The organism is Pseudomonas sp. TWRC1-2 (genome assembly GCF_049896685.1).
GTDB lineage: Bacteria > Pseudomonadota > Gammaproteobacteria > Pseudomonadales > Pseudomonadaceae > Aquipseudomonas.
In genome coordinates this window covers 280,669-295,542 of record NZ_JAFCUU010000005.1, presented here as the reverse complement: position 1 = coordinate 295,542, position 14,874 = coordinate 280,669, and the positions used below count along the sequence as shown (strand labels likewise).

Sequence of the window (14,874 nt, the reverse complement as noted above, 5' to 3'; positions counted from 1 at the left end):
GAGCAAATGGAGCTACAGCAGATTTCACGAGGACCTCGGCGAGGGAAAGCCTGCCAGGACTGGCAATGCAAAAAAGAATATAGCTGGCTAATGATTCTTTCCAATATATTGTTCGACCTGTTTGATAGCTTTTACGACCTAATGAGGTTTGCATGGAATTGCGTCACCTGCGGTACTTCATCGCCGTCGCCGAAGAACTGCATTTCGGCCGCGCCGCGCAGGTGCTGGGCATCTCGCAACCGCCGCTGAGCCAGCAGATCCAGGCGCTGGAGCAGGAGGTGGGCGCGCGCTTGTTTGAGCGCACCAATCGTCGGGTCGAGCTCAGTGAGGCCGGGCGCTTGTTCCTGCAAGAGGCGCGACTGGTGCTGGCGCAGGTCGACAAGGCCGCGGATGTCGCTCGGCGTGCCCAGTTGGGAGAGCTGGGGGAACTGAAGATTGGTTTCACGTCTTCCGCACCCTTCAATTCGAGCATTCCGCAGGCGATCTTTGCGTTTCGCCAGGCCTTCCCGGCGGTGCACTTGAGCCTGCAGGAAATGAGCAGCACCGAAGTGGCCGAATCGTTGGTGGATCAATCGATCCAGGTCGGCCTGATGCGCCCGCTGCCGTTGCCGGATTCGCTGAGTGTCATCGAGCTGATGCGCGAACCGCTGGTTGCCGTACTGAACGCCGGCCACCCGCTGGCGGAAGGCAGCGAGCGCGGTTTGCACCTGGCGCAACTGGCACAGGAGCCGTTTGTATTCTTCCCGCGCAGCTATGGCAGCGGCCTTTACGCGCAGCTGCTCAACCTGGCCCGTGACGCCGGCTTCAGCCCGCACTTCGCCCAGGAAGCGGGGGAGGCGATGACGATTATCGGGTTGGTGGCGGCGGGCTTGGGCGTGTCGGTGCTGCCGGCGTCTTACCAGCGCATACGCATTGATGGCGTGGTGTATCGCACGTTGCTCGATCAGGAAGCGGTCACGGCGGTGTGGCTGGTGCAGCGCAAGGGTGCGCAGTCGCCGAGGGCGAAGGCGTTTGTGGAATTGTTGACGCGCAAGGCCGTGGTGTAGGCGAAGTCACATATCAGGTAACGGAACTGGCTTAGTGACGGTTGTGCCTTTGAGCACCACCGCCCCGCAAACGCTGCTGGAGCATCATTTGCAGCTAGACAGTCATCTTCAGGGCGCGAACCCCATCTGCTGGGCGAAGTGCGACATTGTGGCGACCGTAAGCCTGGGGCGACTGGATCGAATCAAAAGCAAAGACCGTCATGGAAAACGAACTTACAAAATCGCGGAGCTCACCAATGATCAGTTTTCAGCGATAAAAGCAGCGGTGCGCAGTGCGCTGGGGGTGCGATGAAGTGGGTAAGGAATAAGCGGCGCTTTGCCACCGATTGCAGGCGAGTTGTTTTCAGGCATACTGGCCGAGTTCCCGAAAGGGGCTTGTGAGACTCTGAGGATCCTGGGTAACCAGCCATCGCAGAGCCAGGCAGGAAGCGGCGATGACAAGCCAACCTGTTTGTGAAGAGGGCGCCGAAAGGCGCCCTTTGTCGTTTCTGACGGACCGCGATCCTCAGTTCTGCTTCGACGCCCCTGTCTGCTCAAACGACTGCGCCGCAGGTCCCGGCGCGTTACCCACGCCATTGCTGCGCAGCGCGGCCATGATGTCGCGATCGAGCATGCTCACCCAGCGGTTGTAGTTGCGATGGATCTTGCCGTCCTTGTAGCCCAGGTCGCGGCTGTCGCGGTAGGTGATGGCGTAGCTGTTGCGGCTGTAACGGATGTCGATGGCCGCGTAGAACTGGTTGCGCACGGTGATCTGGGCCTGTACGAGTTGTGGGCTGAAACGCTGCACGGTCCACTCGCGTTTTTGCAGGGCCGTGACGATGACCTGCTTCATGGTTTCTTCGCTCACCTGAGTGCCGGCCGGCAGCTCGTGCTGGGTGTTGAGCACGGGTTTGCTGGTGCAGCCGGCGGCGGTCAGCAAGGCCAGGGTGATCAGGGTGGCGCGTAGCAAGGAAGACATTCCATTTTCTCCAATCAATTAAAAAATCAGGCCCAGCGACGGAAAATCAGCGAGGTGTTGACGCCGCCAAACGCAAAGTTGTTGTTCATCACGTAGTCGTGGTGCATCTCGCGAAAGCCGCCCTGCAGATAATCCAGCTCGCCACATTGCGGGTCGACCACGTCCAGGTTGAAGGTGTGTACGTACTGGTCGCGGTTCATCATTTCGATGCTGAACCACGACTCCAGCGCGCCGCATGCACCCAGGGTGTGACCAAGGAAGCTCTTCTGCGAACTGATCGGCATGTGGCGGCCGAACAGGCTGCTGGTGGCCAGGGTTTCGGCAATATCACCTTGATCGGTGGCGGTGCCATGGCCGTTGACGTAGCCAATGGCCGACGGCTCCAGCCCGGCATCTTCCAAAGCCAGCTCCATCGCGCGGCGCATGGTTTTCTGCTCCGGGCGGGTGGTGTGCTGGCCGTCGGCGTTGCTGCCGAAACCCACGAGTTCGGCGTGGATGTGCGCACCGCGCGCCAACGCGTGTTCCAGTTCTTCGAGCACCAGCATGCCGCCGCCTTCACCGATCACCAGGCCATCACGGCCGCTGTCGTAAGGACGTGGGCTGGTCTGCGGCGCGTCGTTTTTCAGGCTGGTGGCGTAGAGCGCATCAAACACCATGGCTTCGGTGGGGCACAGCTCTTCGGCGCCGCCGGCGAGCATCAACGGCAGGCGTCCGAACTTGATCGCTTCATACGCATAGCCGATGCCCTGGCTGCCGCTGGTGCAGGCGCTGGACGTCGGGATCAGCCGCCCGGTAAGGCCAAAAAAGATGCTGATATTCGCCGCCGTGGTGTGCGGCATCATGCGCACATAGGAGTTGGCATTCAGCCCCTCGGCCACCGAGTTCAGCAGCATGTTGCCGAATGCCTTGATCTCGTCGGTGCTGCCGGTGGACGAGCCACAGGCCACGCCCATACGCCCGTCCTTGATCGACTCGTCGCCGAGCAAGCCGGCGTCCTGCAACGCCTGCTCCGCCGCCCACACTGCCAGGCGCGACACGCGGCCCATGCTGCGCAGTTGCTTGCGCGTCCAGTGGGCCGGCACCACGAAATCGTCAATCGGCCCGGCCAGGCGCGTGTTCAGTTCGGTGAAACGGTCCCACTCGTCCATGCGCCGAATGCCACTGCGGTTGGCGCGAAAATTGGCGGCGATGGTGTCCCAATCGCTGCCCAGGGAGGTCATGCCGGCCATGCCGGTGACGACGACGCGTTTCATCAGCACAGGCCTCCGTTCACGGCCAACACCTGGCGCGTGATGTAGCCGGCTTCGGCCGACATCAGGAAATTCACTGCACCGGCCACTTCTTCCGGGGTGCCCATGCGCTGCGCCGGGATCATTTTCATCAGTTCTTCGACCGGCACGTTTTCATCCAGCATCGCGGTGTCGATCAAGCCGGGGGCTACACAGTTGACGGTGATCTTGCGCTTGCCCAGCTCGATGGCCAGTGCCTTGGCCGCGCCTATCAGACCGGCCTTCGACGCGCTGTAATTGACCTGCCCGCGGTTGCCGATCAGCCCCGACACCGAGGTGATGCACACAATGCGGCCGGCGGCGCGACGACGAATCATCGGCATCATCACCGGGTGCAGCACGTTGTAGAAACCGTCGAGATTGGTGCGCATCACCACGTCCCAATCGTCTTCGGACAAGGCCGGGAACGCGCCGTCACGGGTCAGGCCGGCATTGAGCACCACGCCGTAGTAGGCGCCATGTTGCTCCACGTCGGCTTCAAGGATTTGCTTGCAGCTGGCGCGATCGGCCACGTCAAACTGCAACACCCGCGCCTTGCGGCCCAGGGCTTCAATCTCGACCTGCACCGCGTCCGCTTCCGCGCGGCCGCTGCGGCAATGCAGCACGATGTCATGCCCGGCCTGCGCCAGACGCAGGGCAATGGCGCGGCCGATGCCACGGCTGGAGCCGGTGACCAGTACGGATTCAGTCATGGCGTTTTGTCCTTCGATTCATCTAAATAGGTGGCCGCCTGGGGCGGTCGAAATACGTTCAAGCGCGCGCTGGCCTGGATGCCGTCGCCGGTGAGGTGGCATTCGAACACACCCATGCCGTTGTCGTCTTCCAGCGAGCGCAGGCCGTGGATACGCAGTTCGGCGCCTGCCGGAAAGTGCTCCACGTTGCACTCGAACTTACGCGTGCCGAGCAGGAAGCCCAGCTCCACTGCTTCGCCGTTCTGGCGCGCGCGGCACCCGGCATACGCGGCGACGCTCTGCGCCATCAGCTCGATGCCAACCCAGGCCGGCAGGCTGCCGTCCGGGCGGTTGAACAGGCCGCCGGGTTTGACGGTAAGGCGCGTGTGAATCTGCTCTTCATCGAACGACAGCACCTGGTCGATCAGGATCATGTCGCCCGCGTGGGGCAGCAATTGGGCGAGTGGCCAATCAATCATGGGGCCTCTGCGATTATCAGGCTGACGTTGTTACCGCCGAAGGCAAACGAGTTGCTCATCAGGCAGCGTTTTTCCAAGGTGTCGCCGGTCTGCGCCCATTGCAGGGCGGGCAGCGCCGGGTCGGCCTGGCCGTCCCACATATGCGGCGGCACGCGGCCGTGGGTCAGGCTCAGCCAGCAGAACGCCGCTTCCAGCGCGCCGGCTGCACCGAGGGTGTGGCCGCTCATGGGTTTGGTCGACGAACAGGCCACGCCGTGGGGAAACAGGTTGGCCACGGCCAGGCTTTCCATGGCGTCGTTGTGCTGGGTGGCGGTGCCGTGCAGGTTCAAGTAACCGATCTGCTCGGGCACCAGCTTCGCGCTGGCCAAGGCCTTGCGCATCGCCTGCAATGCGCCTTTGCCGGTAGGCTCGGGCGCGGAGATATGGTGCGCGTCGCAACTGGCGCCACTGCCCAGCAGGGCAATCGGCGCCGGTTGTTGGGTCATCAGAAACAGCACGGCCGCTTCGCCGATATTGATGCCATTGCGGTTCACTGAAAACGGATTGCAGCGCTCGCTGGAGACTGCTTCCAGCGCGGTAAAACCGTTGAGTGTCAGCTTGCACAGGCTGTCGACACCGCCGCAGATCACCGCGTCGCACACGCCCAGGTCCAGCAGGCGTTGGGCGCTCATCAACGCGCGGGCGCTGGAGGTGCAGGCGGTAGAAATCACATAGGCCGGGCCGCTCAGTTGCAGCCAGTCGGCGAGGAAGTTGGCGGGGGCGCTGAGTTCCTGTTGCTGGTAGTCGTAGTCGCCGGGGAACTGCTTGTCGCGCAGGTAATTGGCGATGCCGCGGCTGGCCTCGTCGATGCCCGAGGTGCTGGTGCCCAGCACCACACCGACTCGCGAGGCGCCATAGGTGTGAATGGCCTGGCGGATCTCGCCCTCGATCTGCAACGCCGCTTCCAGCAACAACTGGTTGTTGCGGCTGCTTTGCTGGTTCAGTTCGGCCGGAATAGTCACCAGCTCGCTGCGCACGCCGCCGACCGGCAACACGCGTTCCGGCACCCAGCCACTCTCGGCACGCATGCCCGAGCAGTCGCCGGCAAACAGGTTGCGGCTGACCTCGGCCTGGCCGCGTCCCAGGGCGCAAATCACGCCCAGCGCATTCAGATAAGCCGTCATCGAGCGACCCCCAGCGGTGTGATGCGATAGCTCAGCGGTTGGCCCGTCATGTTCACGCTGAACACCTCTGAAGACTGATAGACGATTTGCCAATGGCCCGGCAGCGTGCGTGTGAGGTCCATGGCCTGGGCGCTCGGGTAAAGCGCGCGCACGTCATCCGATGAAGTCAGGGCAAACAGCAAGGCGGCAAACAGCTCGCGCGCCGCCGGGTTGGGCGGCAGCAGACCATCGGCCTGCCACTGGCCATCGAGCAGTTTTTGCCGGGCCTGGGGAATGCCCAGCGGGTCCATCATCGACCAGCGAAGGGCCGCGCCTTCGCGCTGGATCACCAACAGCCAGTCCTGGCTCTGGCCACCCGAAAGGCGCTGCACATGCAATTGCATCGGCAAGGCCAACGCCGGGGTTTTTGCGGGCAGCGGCGGTTGGCTGGCGCAGGCGCTCAGCAGCAACAGGCAACCGATCAACAGCAGACGGATCATGGTGCGACGCTCGCTGCAGGTTTGCGCGCTACACAGTTGACCAGCGTCTCTTCGCGCTGGCCCACCGGTGGCGGGTTGCGCAGGCCCCAGCGCTCGAGCAAGCCAAAATCACTGGAACGGCTCCACCACAGATACGGGTACGAGACGTTCTGCGGGGCGAATTCAAACCCCTGCTCGCGCAGCATCTCCAGGTATTCGTCGGCGCTTTTCTGCACGTGCATCGGGTGGCGGAACAGCCAGCGAATCACCCAGGTATCGATATAGGCTTCGGTGGACTCGGCAAACAGCAGGTAGCCGCCCGGCTTGAGCACGCGGTAGAACTCCTTCAAGGCGCGATGCTGTTCCACCAGATGGTGGAAGGTCTGGTGGCAGAACAGGATATCGACGCTGGCGTCGGGCACCTCAAGGGTGGCGCAGTCACTGCCGATCAGCTCGACGGCCAGGCCCTGGCGCTCGGCTTCGGCCTTGCTCAGCGCCAGGCTATGCGGGTCGGCATCCACCCCGATCAGGCGCTGCGGCGCGAACACCTGCTGCAAATACTGGAACGACTTGCCCTGGCCGCAACCGGCGTCCAGCAGCACCGGCGCGACCGGCAATGGCTCGGTGAACAAGCTGCGCAGATCGTTGATCGCCACGCGCAACACGTGGTGCTGCCAAGTGTGGCTGCGCAGGAACCAGAAGCCGAACCGGGTTTCTTCGACGTAGTTTTTGCTCAGGTAGTTTTTTTCCAGCGCTGGACTGCTCATACCGGCTCACTCGCGCAAATCTCCGACAACATCCGCAACCGCCGCTTGGGCTCGCTGACAAACGGGTTGCGCTCATCCCACGCGTAGCCGGCGAGGATCGAGCTGATCATCCGGCGAATGTCCGGCGAGCTGCCCGGATGGAAAATCACATCCTGGAAGGTGCCGGCGTACCAGCCTTCGACGTAGCAGCGGAAGGTGTCGACACCGCGTTTCAACGGCTCGGCAAACTCGGTTTGCCAGTCCACGGTTTCGCCTTTGAGTTGGCGGTGCAGCAAGCCTGCCGCCATGCTCGCCGAGCGCATGGCGATGGTCACACCGGAAGAAAATACCGGGTCGAGGAATTCCGCCGCGTTGCCCAGCAGCGCAAAGCCCGGACCGTGCAGGGTTTTGACGTTGGCCGAGTAGCCGCCGATGGTGCGCGCAGGCGTGTCCCACTCGGCGTTTTGCAGCACGCCGGCCAGGCTCGGCGTTTCAGCGATAAAGCCGCGCAGGCACGCGTCGAGGTCGCTGTCGCGGCCGTCGAAATGCTCCTTCGCCGCGACCACGCCCACCGAGCAGCGGCCGTTGCTGAACGGGATGGTCCAGAACCAGATGTCACGCTGGGTCGGGTGGGTGGTCACGAGGATTTTGGTGCGGTCGAAACCGGGGTGTTCGATATGGTCTTCGACGTGAGTGAACACTGCCTGGCGCACCGGGAAATTCGATGGCGCCTCAAGGTCCAGCAGGCGCGGCAACACACGGCCATAGCCGCTGGCGTCGAGCACAAATTTGGCTTTGAGGTGGTATTCGCTGCCATTCTCGCGGCGCACGTGCAGGTAGCGGCTGTCACCGGAAAAATCCACACCGACGACGCTTTCGCCGTAGCGAATGTCGACGCCTTGCAAGGCGGCCTGGTCGGCCAGCAATTTGTCGAATTCACCGCGCTGCACCTGGAAGGTAGTGGGTTTGCCGTGGCTGAACGTGTCGCCAAAATCAAACGCGCTGTAGCGCTCGCCCCAGGCAAACGCAGCGCCGGTTTTTACCTGGAAACCCGCCGCCTGCACGGCCTCAAGCATGCCGGCTTCTTCGATAAAATCGATGCAGTGCGACAGCAGGCTTTCGCCAATCGAGAAGCGTGGAAAATGCTGGCGCTCGATAATCAATACATCATGCCCGTTGCGCTTTAACAGCGCGGCGGCGATGGCACCGGACGGGCCGGCACCGATCACCACCACCTGGCGACGTTCCATTTCAACTGTGGGCACGAGGGCTCCTTGCCGCTATGGCGATAATCACATTCATAAGGCGTGCTTCTGATGGCCGGCCCAGGGCGCCAGCATAAAGCTGAAAGCCAGGCCCAGGCTGACCGACAGGCCAAAATTGCTCACGGCCGGTGTACTCGACACCGCCAGCAGGCCAAACGACAACCAGGTCGTCAGCGCCGCCAGCAGCGTACCTAAAAGACTCACGGCAGGGCCGCCGATCTGTTCGCGCATCAAGATCGCGTAGTCAACGCTGATCGCCGTGACCAGCAGCAGGCCGAACAGGCTGAACAAGGTCAGTGGCTGGCCCAGCCAACCCAGGCTGGCCAGGCTGCACAGCGCCGCGAGCAGCGGCAGGGCGACGATGCGCAAGGCGCCGCCAAACCCGAACGGCAGGATCAGCAACAGCACGATCAGTACGCACGACATCAATTTCAATTCAGCGGCGCTGATCTGAGTGTCGGCGAATACCCGGTTCAAGTCGCCCAGGCGATCGACCAACTGTACGCCAGGCAGGTCCAGCGCCTGCACCCGCAGCAGCGCCGGGTTGTTCAGGCCTTGCAAGCTGACCATCGCCGCGACGCCGCCGTCCACCGGGCCCAGCCACAGCGTGCGCCAAGGCTCGGCGAGCGGGCCGACCAGCGCCGCGTCGATGTCTTCGGTGGGCAAGGCTTGCAGTTGCGCGATTTCGGCGTGCAGGGCGCTGGCGGGCACGCCCAGGTCCAACAGCGGCTGCCAGTGTTGCGGCAATTGGTTGAGCGCGTCGCGCAGCTGTTGCTGCTCGGCGGGCAGGTTGACCAGTTGGTTGAGCGCCAGGTAGCCCTGCAGCTTGTCCATGTTCACCAGTTGATCCAGGCGCTGGCCCAGGGCGGCCTGACGTTCGAGCAACTGCTGCTGATTGTCGGCGCGCACCAGAAAGAACTGGCTGGTGGGCTGGAACCCGGTGATGCGCGCCACGGCCTGGGCTTCCTGCAGCAATTGCGGCGGGGCACCGATCCATTGGCGGATATCGTTCTTGCTGTTCAGGTGCCACAGGCCACCGGCGCAAAACAGCAGCACCAGCGCCAGGAGCAGCGGGCTCGGCAAGTGTTTGATCAAGGTGGCCCGCAGCAGCCACAGGCCTTCAGCGATGCGCAGCGGCCATTGCGCCGGGCGCAGGTCCACGCCGTTGAGCAGCGCGGGCAACAGGCACACGGCCGACAGGTAGGCGCCGACCAGACCGGCGGCAGAGAACACCGCGATCTGGGTGAGCGCCGGGAACGGCGTCCAGGCCAGCGCCAGGTAACCGATGCAGCTGGTCGCCAGGCTCAGGCTCAACCCCGGCAGGGTCAGGCGCAACGCCGGCCAACTGCGCCACGGCTGCAGGCTCCAGCTTTTGGACAGGTAATGCAGCGGGTAATCCACCGCCACGCCGATCAGGCTAGAGCCGAGCACCAAGGTCATCACATGCATATGGCCGAACAGCGCCACACAGGCCACCGCGCCAAACAGCATGCCCACCAGCACCGGCACAAAGGCCAGCAGCACACGCCAGCGGCGGAAGGCGAGCAACAGCAACAACAGGATGCCCAGCGTGGCGCCGCCGCCCACCCAGGTAATTTCCCGGGTCGCCTGCTGCTGCCCATTGGCCGCATAGAGCAAACCGCTGGCGGCGAGCAATTGCGCGCCTTGCTCGCCGGCCTGCGCGCGGCTGGCCTGGAGCAGATCCGCCACTTGCAGCGGCAGTTTCATATCAAAGGCATTGCCGGTGGTGCGCGCCCGCAACATCACCCAGCTTTTGCCGTCGGCATCGGCGATCAAGGTGCCGCTGCCGATATCCAGTTGCACCGAGCCGTGTTGCGGCTGGCTGTTCTGGATACGTCCGGTCAGGCCCAGCCAGTCGTCCTGGCTCGGCACCAGGCTGAACCCGGTGAAGGGGTCGAACAGTGCTTGCACGCGCTGCTGGATGAAGGCGTCGGGGTGCTCGATCAGTTGTTCGCGGTCCTTGGCCGAGAGCATCGCCAGGCGCCCGCGCAGCAATTGCTCGCGCAGGGCCGGCAAGTCGGCCTGCAGGTTCCACTGCACCTTTTCAAACAGCCCGCTGGCCTGCCAGCGCTCGCCCAACTGCTGCGCCACCGTCACGGCTGTTTGCCGATCGGCATGCCCGACCAATACCAGCATTTCGCGGTTCAGCGGCTCTTGCATGCGTTGTTCGGCTTTGAGCTCAAGCGCATCCGGCGTGCTGCCCGGCACCAGCTCCATCAGGTTGGCCGACAGCGGCGCGCCATGGCGCCACTGCCAGCCGGCCAGCGCCAGCACGGCCACCAGCAGAATCAGGAACAGGCGCGGCAGCAGGCGCTCACTGGGCAAAGTCGTGTTGCTCCGCATCGCTTAACGGTTGGGCGGCAGTGCTGTCCTGCATGCGTAGCACGGTGCTGTCGCCTTGGGTTTCCAGCAGCTGGATGGTCTGCACCAATTCGCCGCCGTCGATATTGATCTGGGTGAAGACCTGCTTGAGCAGCAATGAGCGCGGGATCAGCGTCAGCTTCCACTGCTTGGCTTCGCCTTGCAGTTGCAATTCGAAGTCGCGTTGCAGGCCGCTGCTGTCGCCTTGGAGCACGGCGAGGAACAGGCGGTTCTGCTCGGCCCCGGCGCTCTTGTTTGGCAGCAGTTGCCAGCCATTGGCGTCACGGCGCGCGATGCCTTGGGCGCTGATGCGGTAGTCCTGCTGCAGCGGGGTTTTCAACAGCCACAGCAGGCCATGGTCTTTGGCGAGCACGAAGGTGCCTTTGCTGACCAAGGGTTGGGGCAGGGCGCGCAGGTGTTTTTCCTGGATGAAGTTGCCGTGGATCACCGAGGGCTTGGCCAACTGATCGCTCAGCTGTTGCAGATCAAAAGCATGGGCGAAACCTGGAATGCTTAATAACAGAGTCAATGCGATTCCTGTGGGAGCGGGCTTGCTCGCGAAGGACGTTAACGATGACGCGGACCGTCTGATACTACACAGGGCCCTCAAGACCTTCGCGGGCAAGCCCGCTCCCACAGGGAATCTCATTTCAAGGCTCTCTCTACGGCGTCTGTAAAGACGTTGGGGGAGGCCAGCTGCATTTCGCGGCTGGCGATTTCTACCGCCACTTGCACGGTGCTGGCGCGGGTCAGGCGTTCGCCGCTGGCGAGGTCGGTGATAAGGTAATTGACCTTCAAACGGTTCTCCCACTCCACCAAACTGGCGCGCACATTGATCGTCTGGCCGAACACCGCGCCGCGCACGTAGCGCAGCTGCATGTCGATCACTGGCCATGCGTAGCCGGACTCGAGCATTGCCGTGTAGTTGTGGCCGATCTTGTCCAGCAGCGCGCAGCGCGCCACTTCCAGATACTTCACGTAATGCCCGTGCCACACCACGTGCATGGTGTCGATGTCGAAAAACGGCACGAGGATTTCAGTGTCGCAATGCAACACGCCCTGGCTACGCATGCAGCCTCCAGTGTTGCTCGGCAATACGTTTCAGGCACAGGCGCAGTTCGCCTTCCAGCGCACGGTCTTCGATGACCGGCGGGAAGTCCTTGGCCAGTTCTGCATGCATGGCGGCCAAGGCCGGCGGCAGGGCGCGTGCATCTTCAGCCTGGGCGCGCAGCCACACGCCTTGGTTGGCCGCGAGCAGCGTGGCGGCGGCGACTTGCTCGGTCAGCTCCAGCACGCGGATCGCATCGCGGGCGGCGATGGTGCCCATGCTCACTTTGTCCTGGTTGTGGCACTCGGTGGAGCGCGAGAACACGCTGGCCGGCATGGTGTTTTTCAACGCTTCGGCTGTCCAGGCGCTGGTGCCGATCTGCACGGCCTTGAAGCCGTGGTTGATCATCGCGCGGTCGGCCGGCGCGCCGGACAGGTTGCTCGGCAGGCCGTGGTTGTAACGCACGTCCACCAGCAGCGCGAGTTGGCGGTCGAGCAGGTCGGCGACGTTGGCCACCAGGGTCTTGAGGCTGTCCATGGCAAAGGCGATGTGCCCGCCGTAGAAGTGCCCGCCGTGCAGCACGCGCTCTTCTTCGGCGTCGATGATCGGGTTGTCGTTGGCGCTGTTCAGTTCGATTTCGATAAACGAGCGCAGCCAGTTCAGGCTGTCGGCCAGCACGCCAAGCACGTGCGGTGCGCAGCGCAGCGAGTAGCGGTCCTGCAGGCGGTGCAGCGGCGCGGTCGGTGCATCAATCGCCAGGTCTTTGCGCAGCCACGCGGCGACTTGCATCTGCCCTGGGTGCGGTTTGGCGGCGAACAGGCGCTCGTCGAAGTGTTCCGGGTTGCCTTGCAGCGCCACCACGTTCAGCGCGGTGATGCGCGTGGCCAGTTGCAGCAGGTAGTCGGCGCGGGCGAAAGCCAGGCAGGCCAGGCCGGTCATGACGGCAGTGCCATTCATCAGGGCCAGGGCTTCCTTGGGGCGCAGCACCAGCGGCTCCCAACCGAGTTCGCGGTGCACGTCAGCCGCCTGGCGACGCTCGCCACGCAACATCATTTCACGCTCGCCGGACAAGGTCGCGGCCACGTAGGACAGCGGCGTCAAATCACCGCTGGCGCCTACCGAGCCTTCTTCCGGAATCAGCGGCAGTACGTCGTGTTCCAGAAACGCATGCAGACGCTCGAGCAATTCCACACGCACCCCGGAAACGCCGTGGCACAGCGACTGCAAACGCGCTGCCAGCACGGCGCGGGTGGCTTGTGCGTCGAGCAACTTGCCCAGGCCGCAACCGTGAAAGGTATACAGATGACGCGGCAGCGCCTCGACGTGCTGCAACGGCACCGCCACCACGCACGAGTCGCCGTAGCCGGTGGTCACGCCGTAGATCACGCCTTCCTTGTCCAGCAGCGAGTCGAGGAACTGCGCGCCTTTGGCAATGCGCTGGCGGTACGCGGCGTCGCCCTGCAACTGCGTGGGCGCCTGACGGTTGGCCAAGGCCAGCACGTCTTCAATGCGCAAAGCGCGTTCGCCAAAGGTTACTGGCTCAAGATGCGTCGTCATCGGTTTTCCAGAAAGGGTAAAAGTTGAACCACTGTTGGGGCGCTTCCAGGCAGAACTGGCCCAGGCGTGCGGCGTAGCGCGCGGTCCACAGGGCGATGACCTGCTCGCGGGTGCTGCGCTTCCATTCGATCAATTGCGCGAACGGCTCGATGGTCAGGCGATAACGACCGTCGTGCTTCAGGCACATCAGCAGGTTCACCGGGCATTTGAGCAGCCCGGCCAGCAGCCACGGGCCTTGCGGGAACGCCGCGTCAAAGCCGAGGAAATCCACGCGCACCTTGCGCCCGCCGTGCAGCGGCACGCGGTCGCCGGCAATCGCCAGCCACTCGCCGTCGTCCAGGCGCTGGCTGAGCAGCAGCATGGTCGCCGGGTCCAGTTCGCTGACCTGGATCAGGCGCAGATGCGTGGCCCCGGCTTCGCCCAGCAGGCGGTTGAAACGCTCGGCGTGCTTGGTGTGCACCAGCACGTTCATGGTGACTTGCTCACCGATCTCGGCCAGCGCGCGGCACACTTCGAGGTTGCCCAGGTGCGCGCCCACCAGCATCTGCCCGCGCTCGCCGCGCAGTTGCCCGCGCAATTGCGCCGGGTCGTTGATTTCGATCTGTTCGATGCGCAGCTTGCCGTTCCACACGTCGAGTTTGTCGAGCAGCGAGTCGGCAAACGCCATGAACTGGCCGAAGACTCTTTTATGCGTGGGCCGCAGCTCATCGCGCCCGCTCCAGTCGGCCAGGCGCTGCTGGTATTCCCAGGCGCTGTGGCGCGCGGTGCGGCCGAACAGGAAAAAGTACAGCACGATGCTGTACAGCAACGGGCTCAGCAGGCGACGGCCGAGGACCTTGGCGGCGACGGCAGTGAGTTTCATCAGCCAGAAGCTGCCGCGCTCCTCGCGGTCGGCCCAGTGTTTGGTGCGGTCGCTCATGCCTGCCACCGTCGCCACAGAATCATCGGCGCGCGCACCAACATGCCGAAAAACAGCCGCGTGTGCATGGCCGAGATGCGCACGTTGTCGCGAAACAGGCGGAAGTGCGACAAGCCGTCGGCGGGGTAATGCACCTGGGTCGGCAGCCAGCGCATCGGCTGGTTACGCCAGGCCAGGCGCACCAGGATGTCGGAATCGAAATCCATGTGCGTGCCGATGTAAGCCGAGTCCATCAGCGCTAGCGTAGGCGCCAGCGGGTACACGCGAAAGCCGCACATCGAGTCGCGAATCTGCAGCGACAGGGTGTTGATCCACACCCACACGTGGGTCAGGTAGCGCGCGTACAAGCGGCCCTTGGGCACGCTGTCGTCGTATTCGGGGTAGCCGCAGATCACCGCGTCGGGGTGCCTGCGTGAAGTATCGAGAAAGCTCTCGACTTCGCGCAGGTCGTGCTGGCCGTCGGCGTCCACTTGCAGCGCATGCGTGAAGCCCCGGCGTGCGGCTTCGCGAAAGCCGGCCATGACCGCGCCGCCTTTGCCTTGGTTGTTGGGCAAGGTCAGCAGGGTGACGTTGTCGAGCGTTGCCAGTTGCGCCAACACCGCCGCGCACGCCGGGCTGCTGCCGTCGTCTACCAGCAGGCACGGCAGGCCACTGTTCAACAAGCTGTGCACCACGGCCGGTACGGCGGCTTCGTGGTTGTAGACCGGGATGAGCGCGCAGGGGTTATGCATGGCTGACCCCACTTGCTGGTAGCGGGCTTGTTGGGATGAATGGGCTTCCTGTGGCGAGCGCGCTTGTTGTGGCGAGCGGGCTTGCCCCGCGTTGGGCTGCGAAGCGGCCCCCGTAAGGTAACCGAGGTGTGTCAGGCATACCGAGTTGGCAGGTTTTGGGAC

General features: G+C 63.7%; 16 protein-coding genes. 2 read left to right on the top strand and 14 right to left on the bottom strand.

The genetic code is table 11. The features are described 5' to 3' along the window. The first annotated feature begins 152 nt into the window (after window positions 1–152). Window positions 153–1,046: a LysR family transcriptional regulator gene (locus ACP7B3_RS16700; protein ID WP_106577534.1), complete on the top strand. Its 894-nt coding sequence runs from the start codon at window positions 153–155 to the stop codon at window positions 1,044–1,046. Between the two features lie 10 nt (window positions 1,047–1,056). Further along, window positions 1,057–1,338 carry a type II toxin-antitoxin system PemK/MazF family toxin gene (locus tag ACP7B3_RS16695; protein ID WP_426179939.1) on the top strand — a complete coding sequence of 94 codons (282 nt, stop codon included), beginning with the start codon at window positions 1,057–1,059 and terminating at the stop codon, window positions 1,336–1,338. Between the two features lie 213 nt (window positions 1,339–1,551). Here ACP7B3_RS16695 and ACP7B3_RS16690 read toward each other — a convergent pair whose 3' ends face one another. From ACP7B3_RS16690 to ACP7B3_RS16625, 14 genes are read right to left on the bottom strand one after another with little or no spacing between them, the layout of a single operon-like run. After that, window positions 1,552–2,004 (bottom strand): hypothetical protein, encoded by a 453-nt coding sequence (locus ACP7B3_RS16690; RefSeq protein ID WP_145160003.1) that lies wholly within the window; start codon window positions 2,002–2,004, stop codon window positions 1,552–1,554. A 26-nt stretch (window positions 2,005–2,030) separates the two neighbouring features. Then, window positions 2,031–3,257, bottom strand: coding sequence for a beta-ketoacyl-ACP synthase (locus tag ACP7B3_RS16685; protein ID WP_106577537.1), 1,227 nt, complete (start codon window positions 3,255–3,257; stop codon window positions 2,031–2,033). Then, window positions 3,257–3,985: a 3-oxoacyl-ACP reductase FabG gene (gene fabG, locus ACP7B3_RS16680; protein ID WP_145160005.1), complete on the bottom strand. Its 729-nt coding sequence runs from the start codon at window positions 3,983–3,985 to the stop codon at window positions 3,257–3,259. The genes ACP7B3_RS16685 and fabG overlap by 1 nt, the downstream gene beginning before the upstream one ends. After that, on the bottom strand, window positions 3,982–4,443 hold the full coding sequence (locus ACP7B3_RS16675; RefSeq protein ID WP_242198822.1) for a hotdog family protein: 462 nt from the start codon (window positions 4,441–4,443) through the stop codon (window positions 3,982–3,984). The genes fabG and ACP7B3_RS16675 overlap by 4 nt, the downstream gene beginning before the upstream one ends. Next, window positions 4,440–5,606: a beta-ketoacyl-[acyl-carrier-protein] synthase family protein gene (locus ACP7B3_RS16670; protein ID WP_426179730.1), complete on the bottom strand. Its 1,167-nt coding sequence runs from the start codon at window positions 5,604–5,606 to the stop codon at window positions 4,440–4,442. Before ACP7B3_RS16670 ends, ACP7B3_RS16675 begins: the two co-directional genes overlap by 4 nt. Beyond that, complete coding sequence (locus ACP7B3_RS16665; protein ID WP_242198826.1) at window positions 5,603–6,085, bottom strand: hypothetical protein; 483 nt, start codon at window positions 6,083–6,085, stop codon at window positions 5,603–5,605. Before ACP7B3_RS16665 ends, ACP7B3_RS16670 begins: the two co-directional genes overlap by 4 nt. Beyond that, window positions 6,082–6,816 (bottom strand): class I SAM-dependent methyltransferase, encoded by a 735-nt coding sequence (locus tag ACP7B3_RS16660; RefSeq protein WP_426179937.1) that lies wholly within the window; start codon window positions 6,814–6,816, stop codon window positions 6,082–6,084. The genes ACP7B3_RS16665 and ACP7B3_RS16660 overlap by 4 nt, the downstream gene beginning before the upstream one ends. 11 nt (window positions 6,817–6,827) lie before the next feature. Further along, window positions 6,828–8,075, bottom strand: coding sequence for an NAD(P)/FAD-dependent oxidoreductase (locus tag ACP7B3_RS16655; RefSeq protein ID WP_426179728.1), 1,248 nt, complete (start codon window positions 8,073–8,075; stop codon window positions 6,828–6,830). A gap of 33 nt (window positions 8,076–8,108) precedes the next feature. Beyond that, window positions 8,109–10,421 carry an MMPL family transporter gene (locus ACP7B3_RS16650; RefSeq protein ID WP_426179726.1) on the bottom strand — a complete coding sequence of 771 codons (2,313 nt, stop codon included), beginning with the start codon at window positions 10,419–10,421 and terminating at the stop codon, window positions 8,109–8,111. Continuing rightward, window positions 10,411–11,106, bottom strand: coding sequence for an outer membrane lipoprotein carrier protein LolA (locus ACP7B3_RS16645; RefSeq protein ID WP_262207964.1), 696 nt, complete (start codon window positions 11,104–11,106; stop codon window positions 10,411–10,413). The genes ACP7B3_RS16650 and ACP7B3_RS16645 overlap by 11 nt, the downstream gene beginning before the upstream one ends. Next, window positions 11,103–11,528 (bottom strand): acyl-CoA thioesterase, encoded by a 426-nt coding sequence (locus tag ACP7B3_RS16640; protein WP_262207963.1) that lies wholly within the window; start codon window positions 11,526–11,528, stop codon window positions 11,103–11,105. The genes ACP7B3_RS16645 and ACP7B3_RS16640 overlap by 4 nt, the downstream gene beginning before the upstream one ends. After that, entirely contained in the window at window positions 11,521–13,062 is a 1,542-nt protein-coding gene (locus ACP7B3_RS16635) for an HAL/PAL/TAL family ammonia-lyase (protein ID WP_426179723.1), read from the bottom strand. The genes ACP7B3_RS16640 and ACP7B3_RS16635 overlap by 8 nt, the downstream gene beginning before the upstream one ends. Further along, window positions 13,046–13,981: a glycosyl transferase gene (locus ACP7B3_RS16630; protein ID WP_426179721.1), complete on the bottom strand. Its 936-nt coding sequence runs from the start codon at window positions 13,979–13,981 to the stop codon at window positions 13,046–13,048. Before ACP7B3_RS16630 ends, ACP7B3_RS16635 begins: the two co-directional genes overlap by 17 nt. Next, entirely contained in the window at window positions 13,978–14,712 is a 735-nt protein-coding gene (locus ACP7B3_RS16625; protein ID WP_242198842.1) for a glycosyltransferase family 2 protein, read from the bottom strand. Before ACP7B3_RS16625 ends, ACP7B3_RS16630 begins: the two co-directional genes overlap by 4 nt. Window positions 14,713–14,874 lie beyond the last annotated feature (162 nt).

What these genes read in the sequence shown, in the direction of transcription:
- ACP7B3_RS16700 (WP_106577534.1), top strand. Translation starts at nt 153, where the DNA reads ATGGAATTGCGTCACCTGCGGTACTTCATCGCCGTCGCCGAAGAACTG.
- ACP7B3_RS16690 (WP_145160003.1), bottom strand. Translation starts at nt 2,004, where the DNA reads ATGTCTTCCTTGCTACGCGCCACCCTGATCACCCTGGCCTTGCTGACC.
- ACP7B3_RS16685 (WP_106577537.1), bottom strand. Translation starts at nt 3,257, where the DNA reads ATGAAACGCGTCGTCGTCACCGGCATGGCCGGCATGACCTCCCTGGGC.
- fabG (WP_145160005.1), bottom strand. Translation starts at nt 3,985, where the DNA reads ATGACTGAATCCGTACTGGTCACCGGCTCCAGCCGTGGCATCGGCCGC.
- ACP7B3_RS16675 (WP_242198822.1), bottom strand. Translation starts at nt 4,443, where the DNA reads ATGATTGATTGGCCACTCGCCCAATTGCTGCCCCACGCGGGCGACATG.
- ACP7B3_RS16670 (WP_426179730.1), bottom strand. Translation starts at nt 5,606, where the DNA reads ATGACGGCTTATCTGAATGCGCTGGGCGTGATTTGCGCCCTGGGACGC.
- ACP7B3_RS16665 (WP_242198826.1), bottom strand. Translation starts at nt 6,085, where the DNA reads ATGATCCGTCTGCTGTTGATCGGTTGCCTGTTGCTGCTGAGCGCCTGC.
- ACP7B3_RS16645 (WP_262207964.1), bottom strand. Translation starts at nt 11,106, where the DNA reads ATGAGATTCCCTGTGGGAGCGGGCTTGCCCGCGAAGGTCTTGAGGGCC.
- ACP7B3_RS16640 (WP_262207963.1), bottom strand. Translation starts at nt 11,528, where the DNA reads ATGCGTAGCCAGGGCGTGTTGCATTGCGACACTGAAATCCTCGTGCCG.
- ACP7B3_RS16635 (WP_426179723.1), bottom strand. Translation starts at nt 13,062, where the DNA reads ATGACGACGCATCTTGAGCCAGTAACCTTTGGCGAACGCGCTTTGCGC.
- ACP7B3_RS16630 (WP_426179721.1), bottom strand. Translation starts at nt 13,981, where the DNA reads ATGAGCGACCGCACCAAACACTGGGCCGACCGCGAGGAGCGCGGCAGC.
- ACP7B3_RS16625 (WP_242198842.1), bottom strand. Translation starts at nt 14,712, where the DNA reads ATGCATAACCCCTGCGCGCTCATCCCGGTCTACAACCACGAAGCCGCC.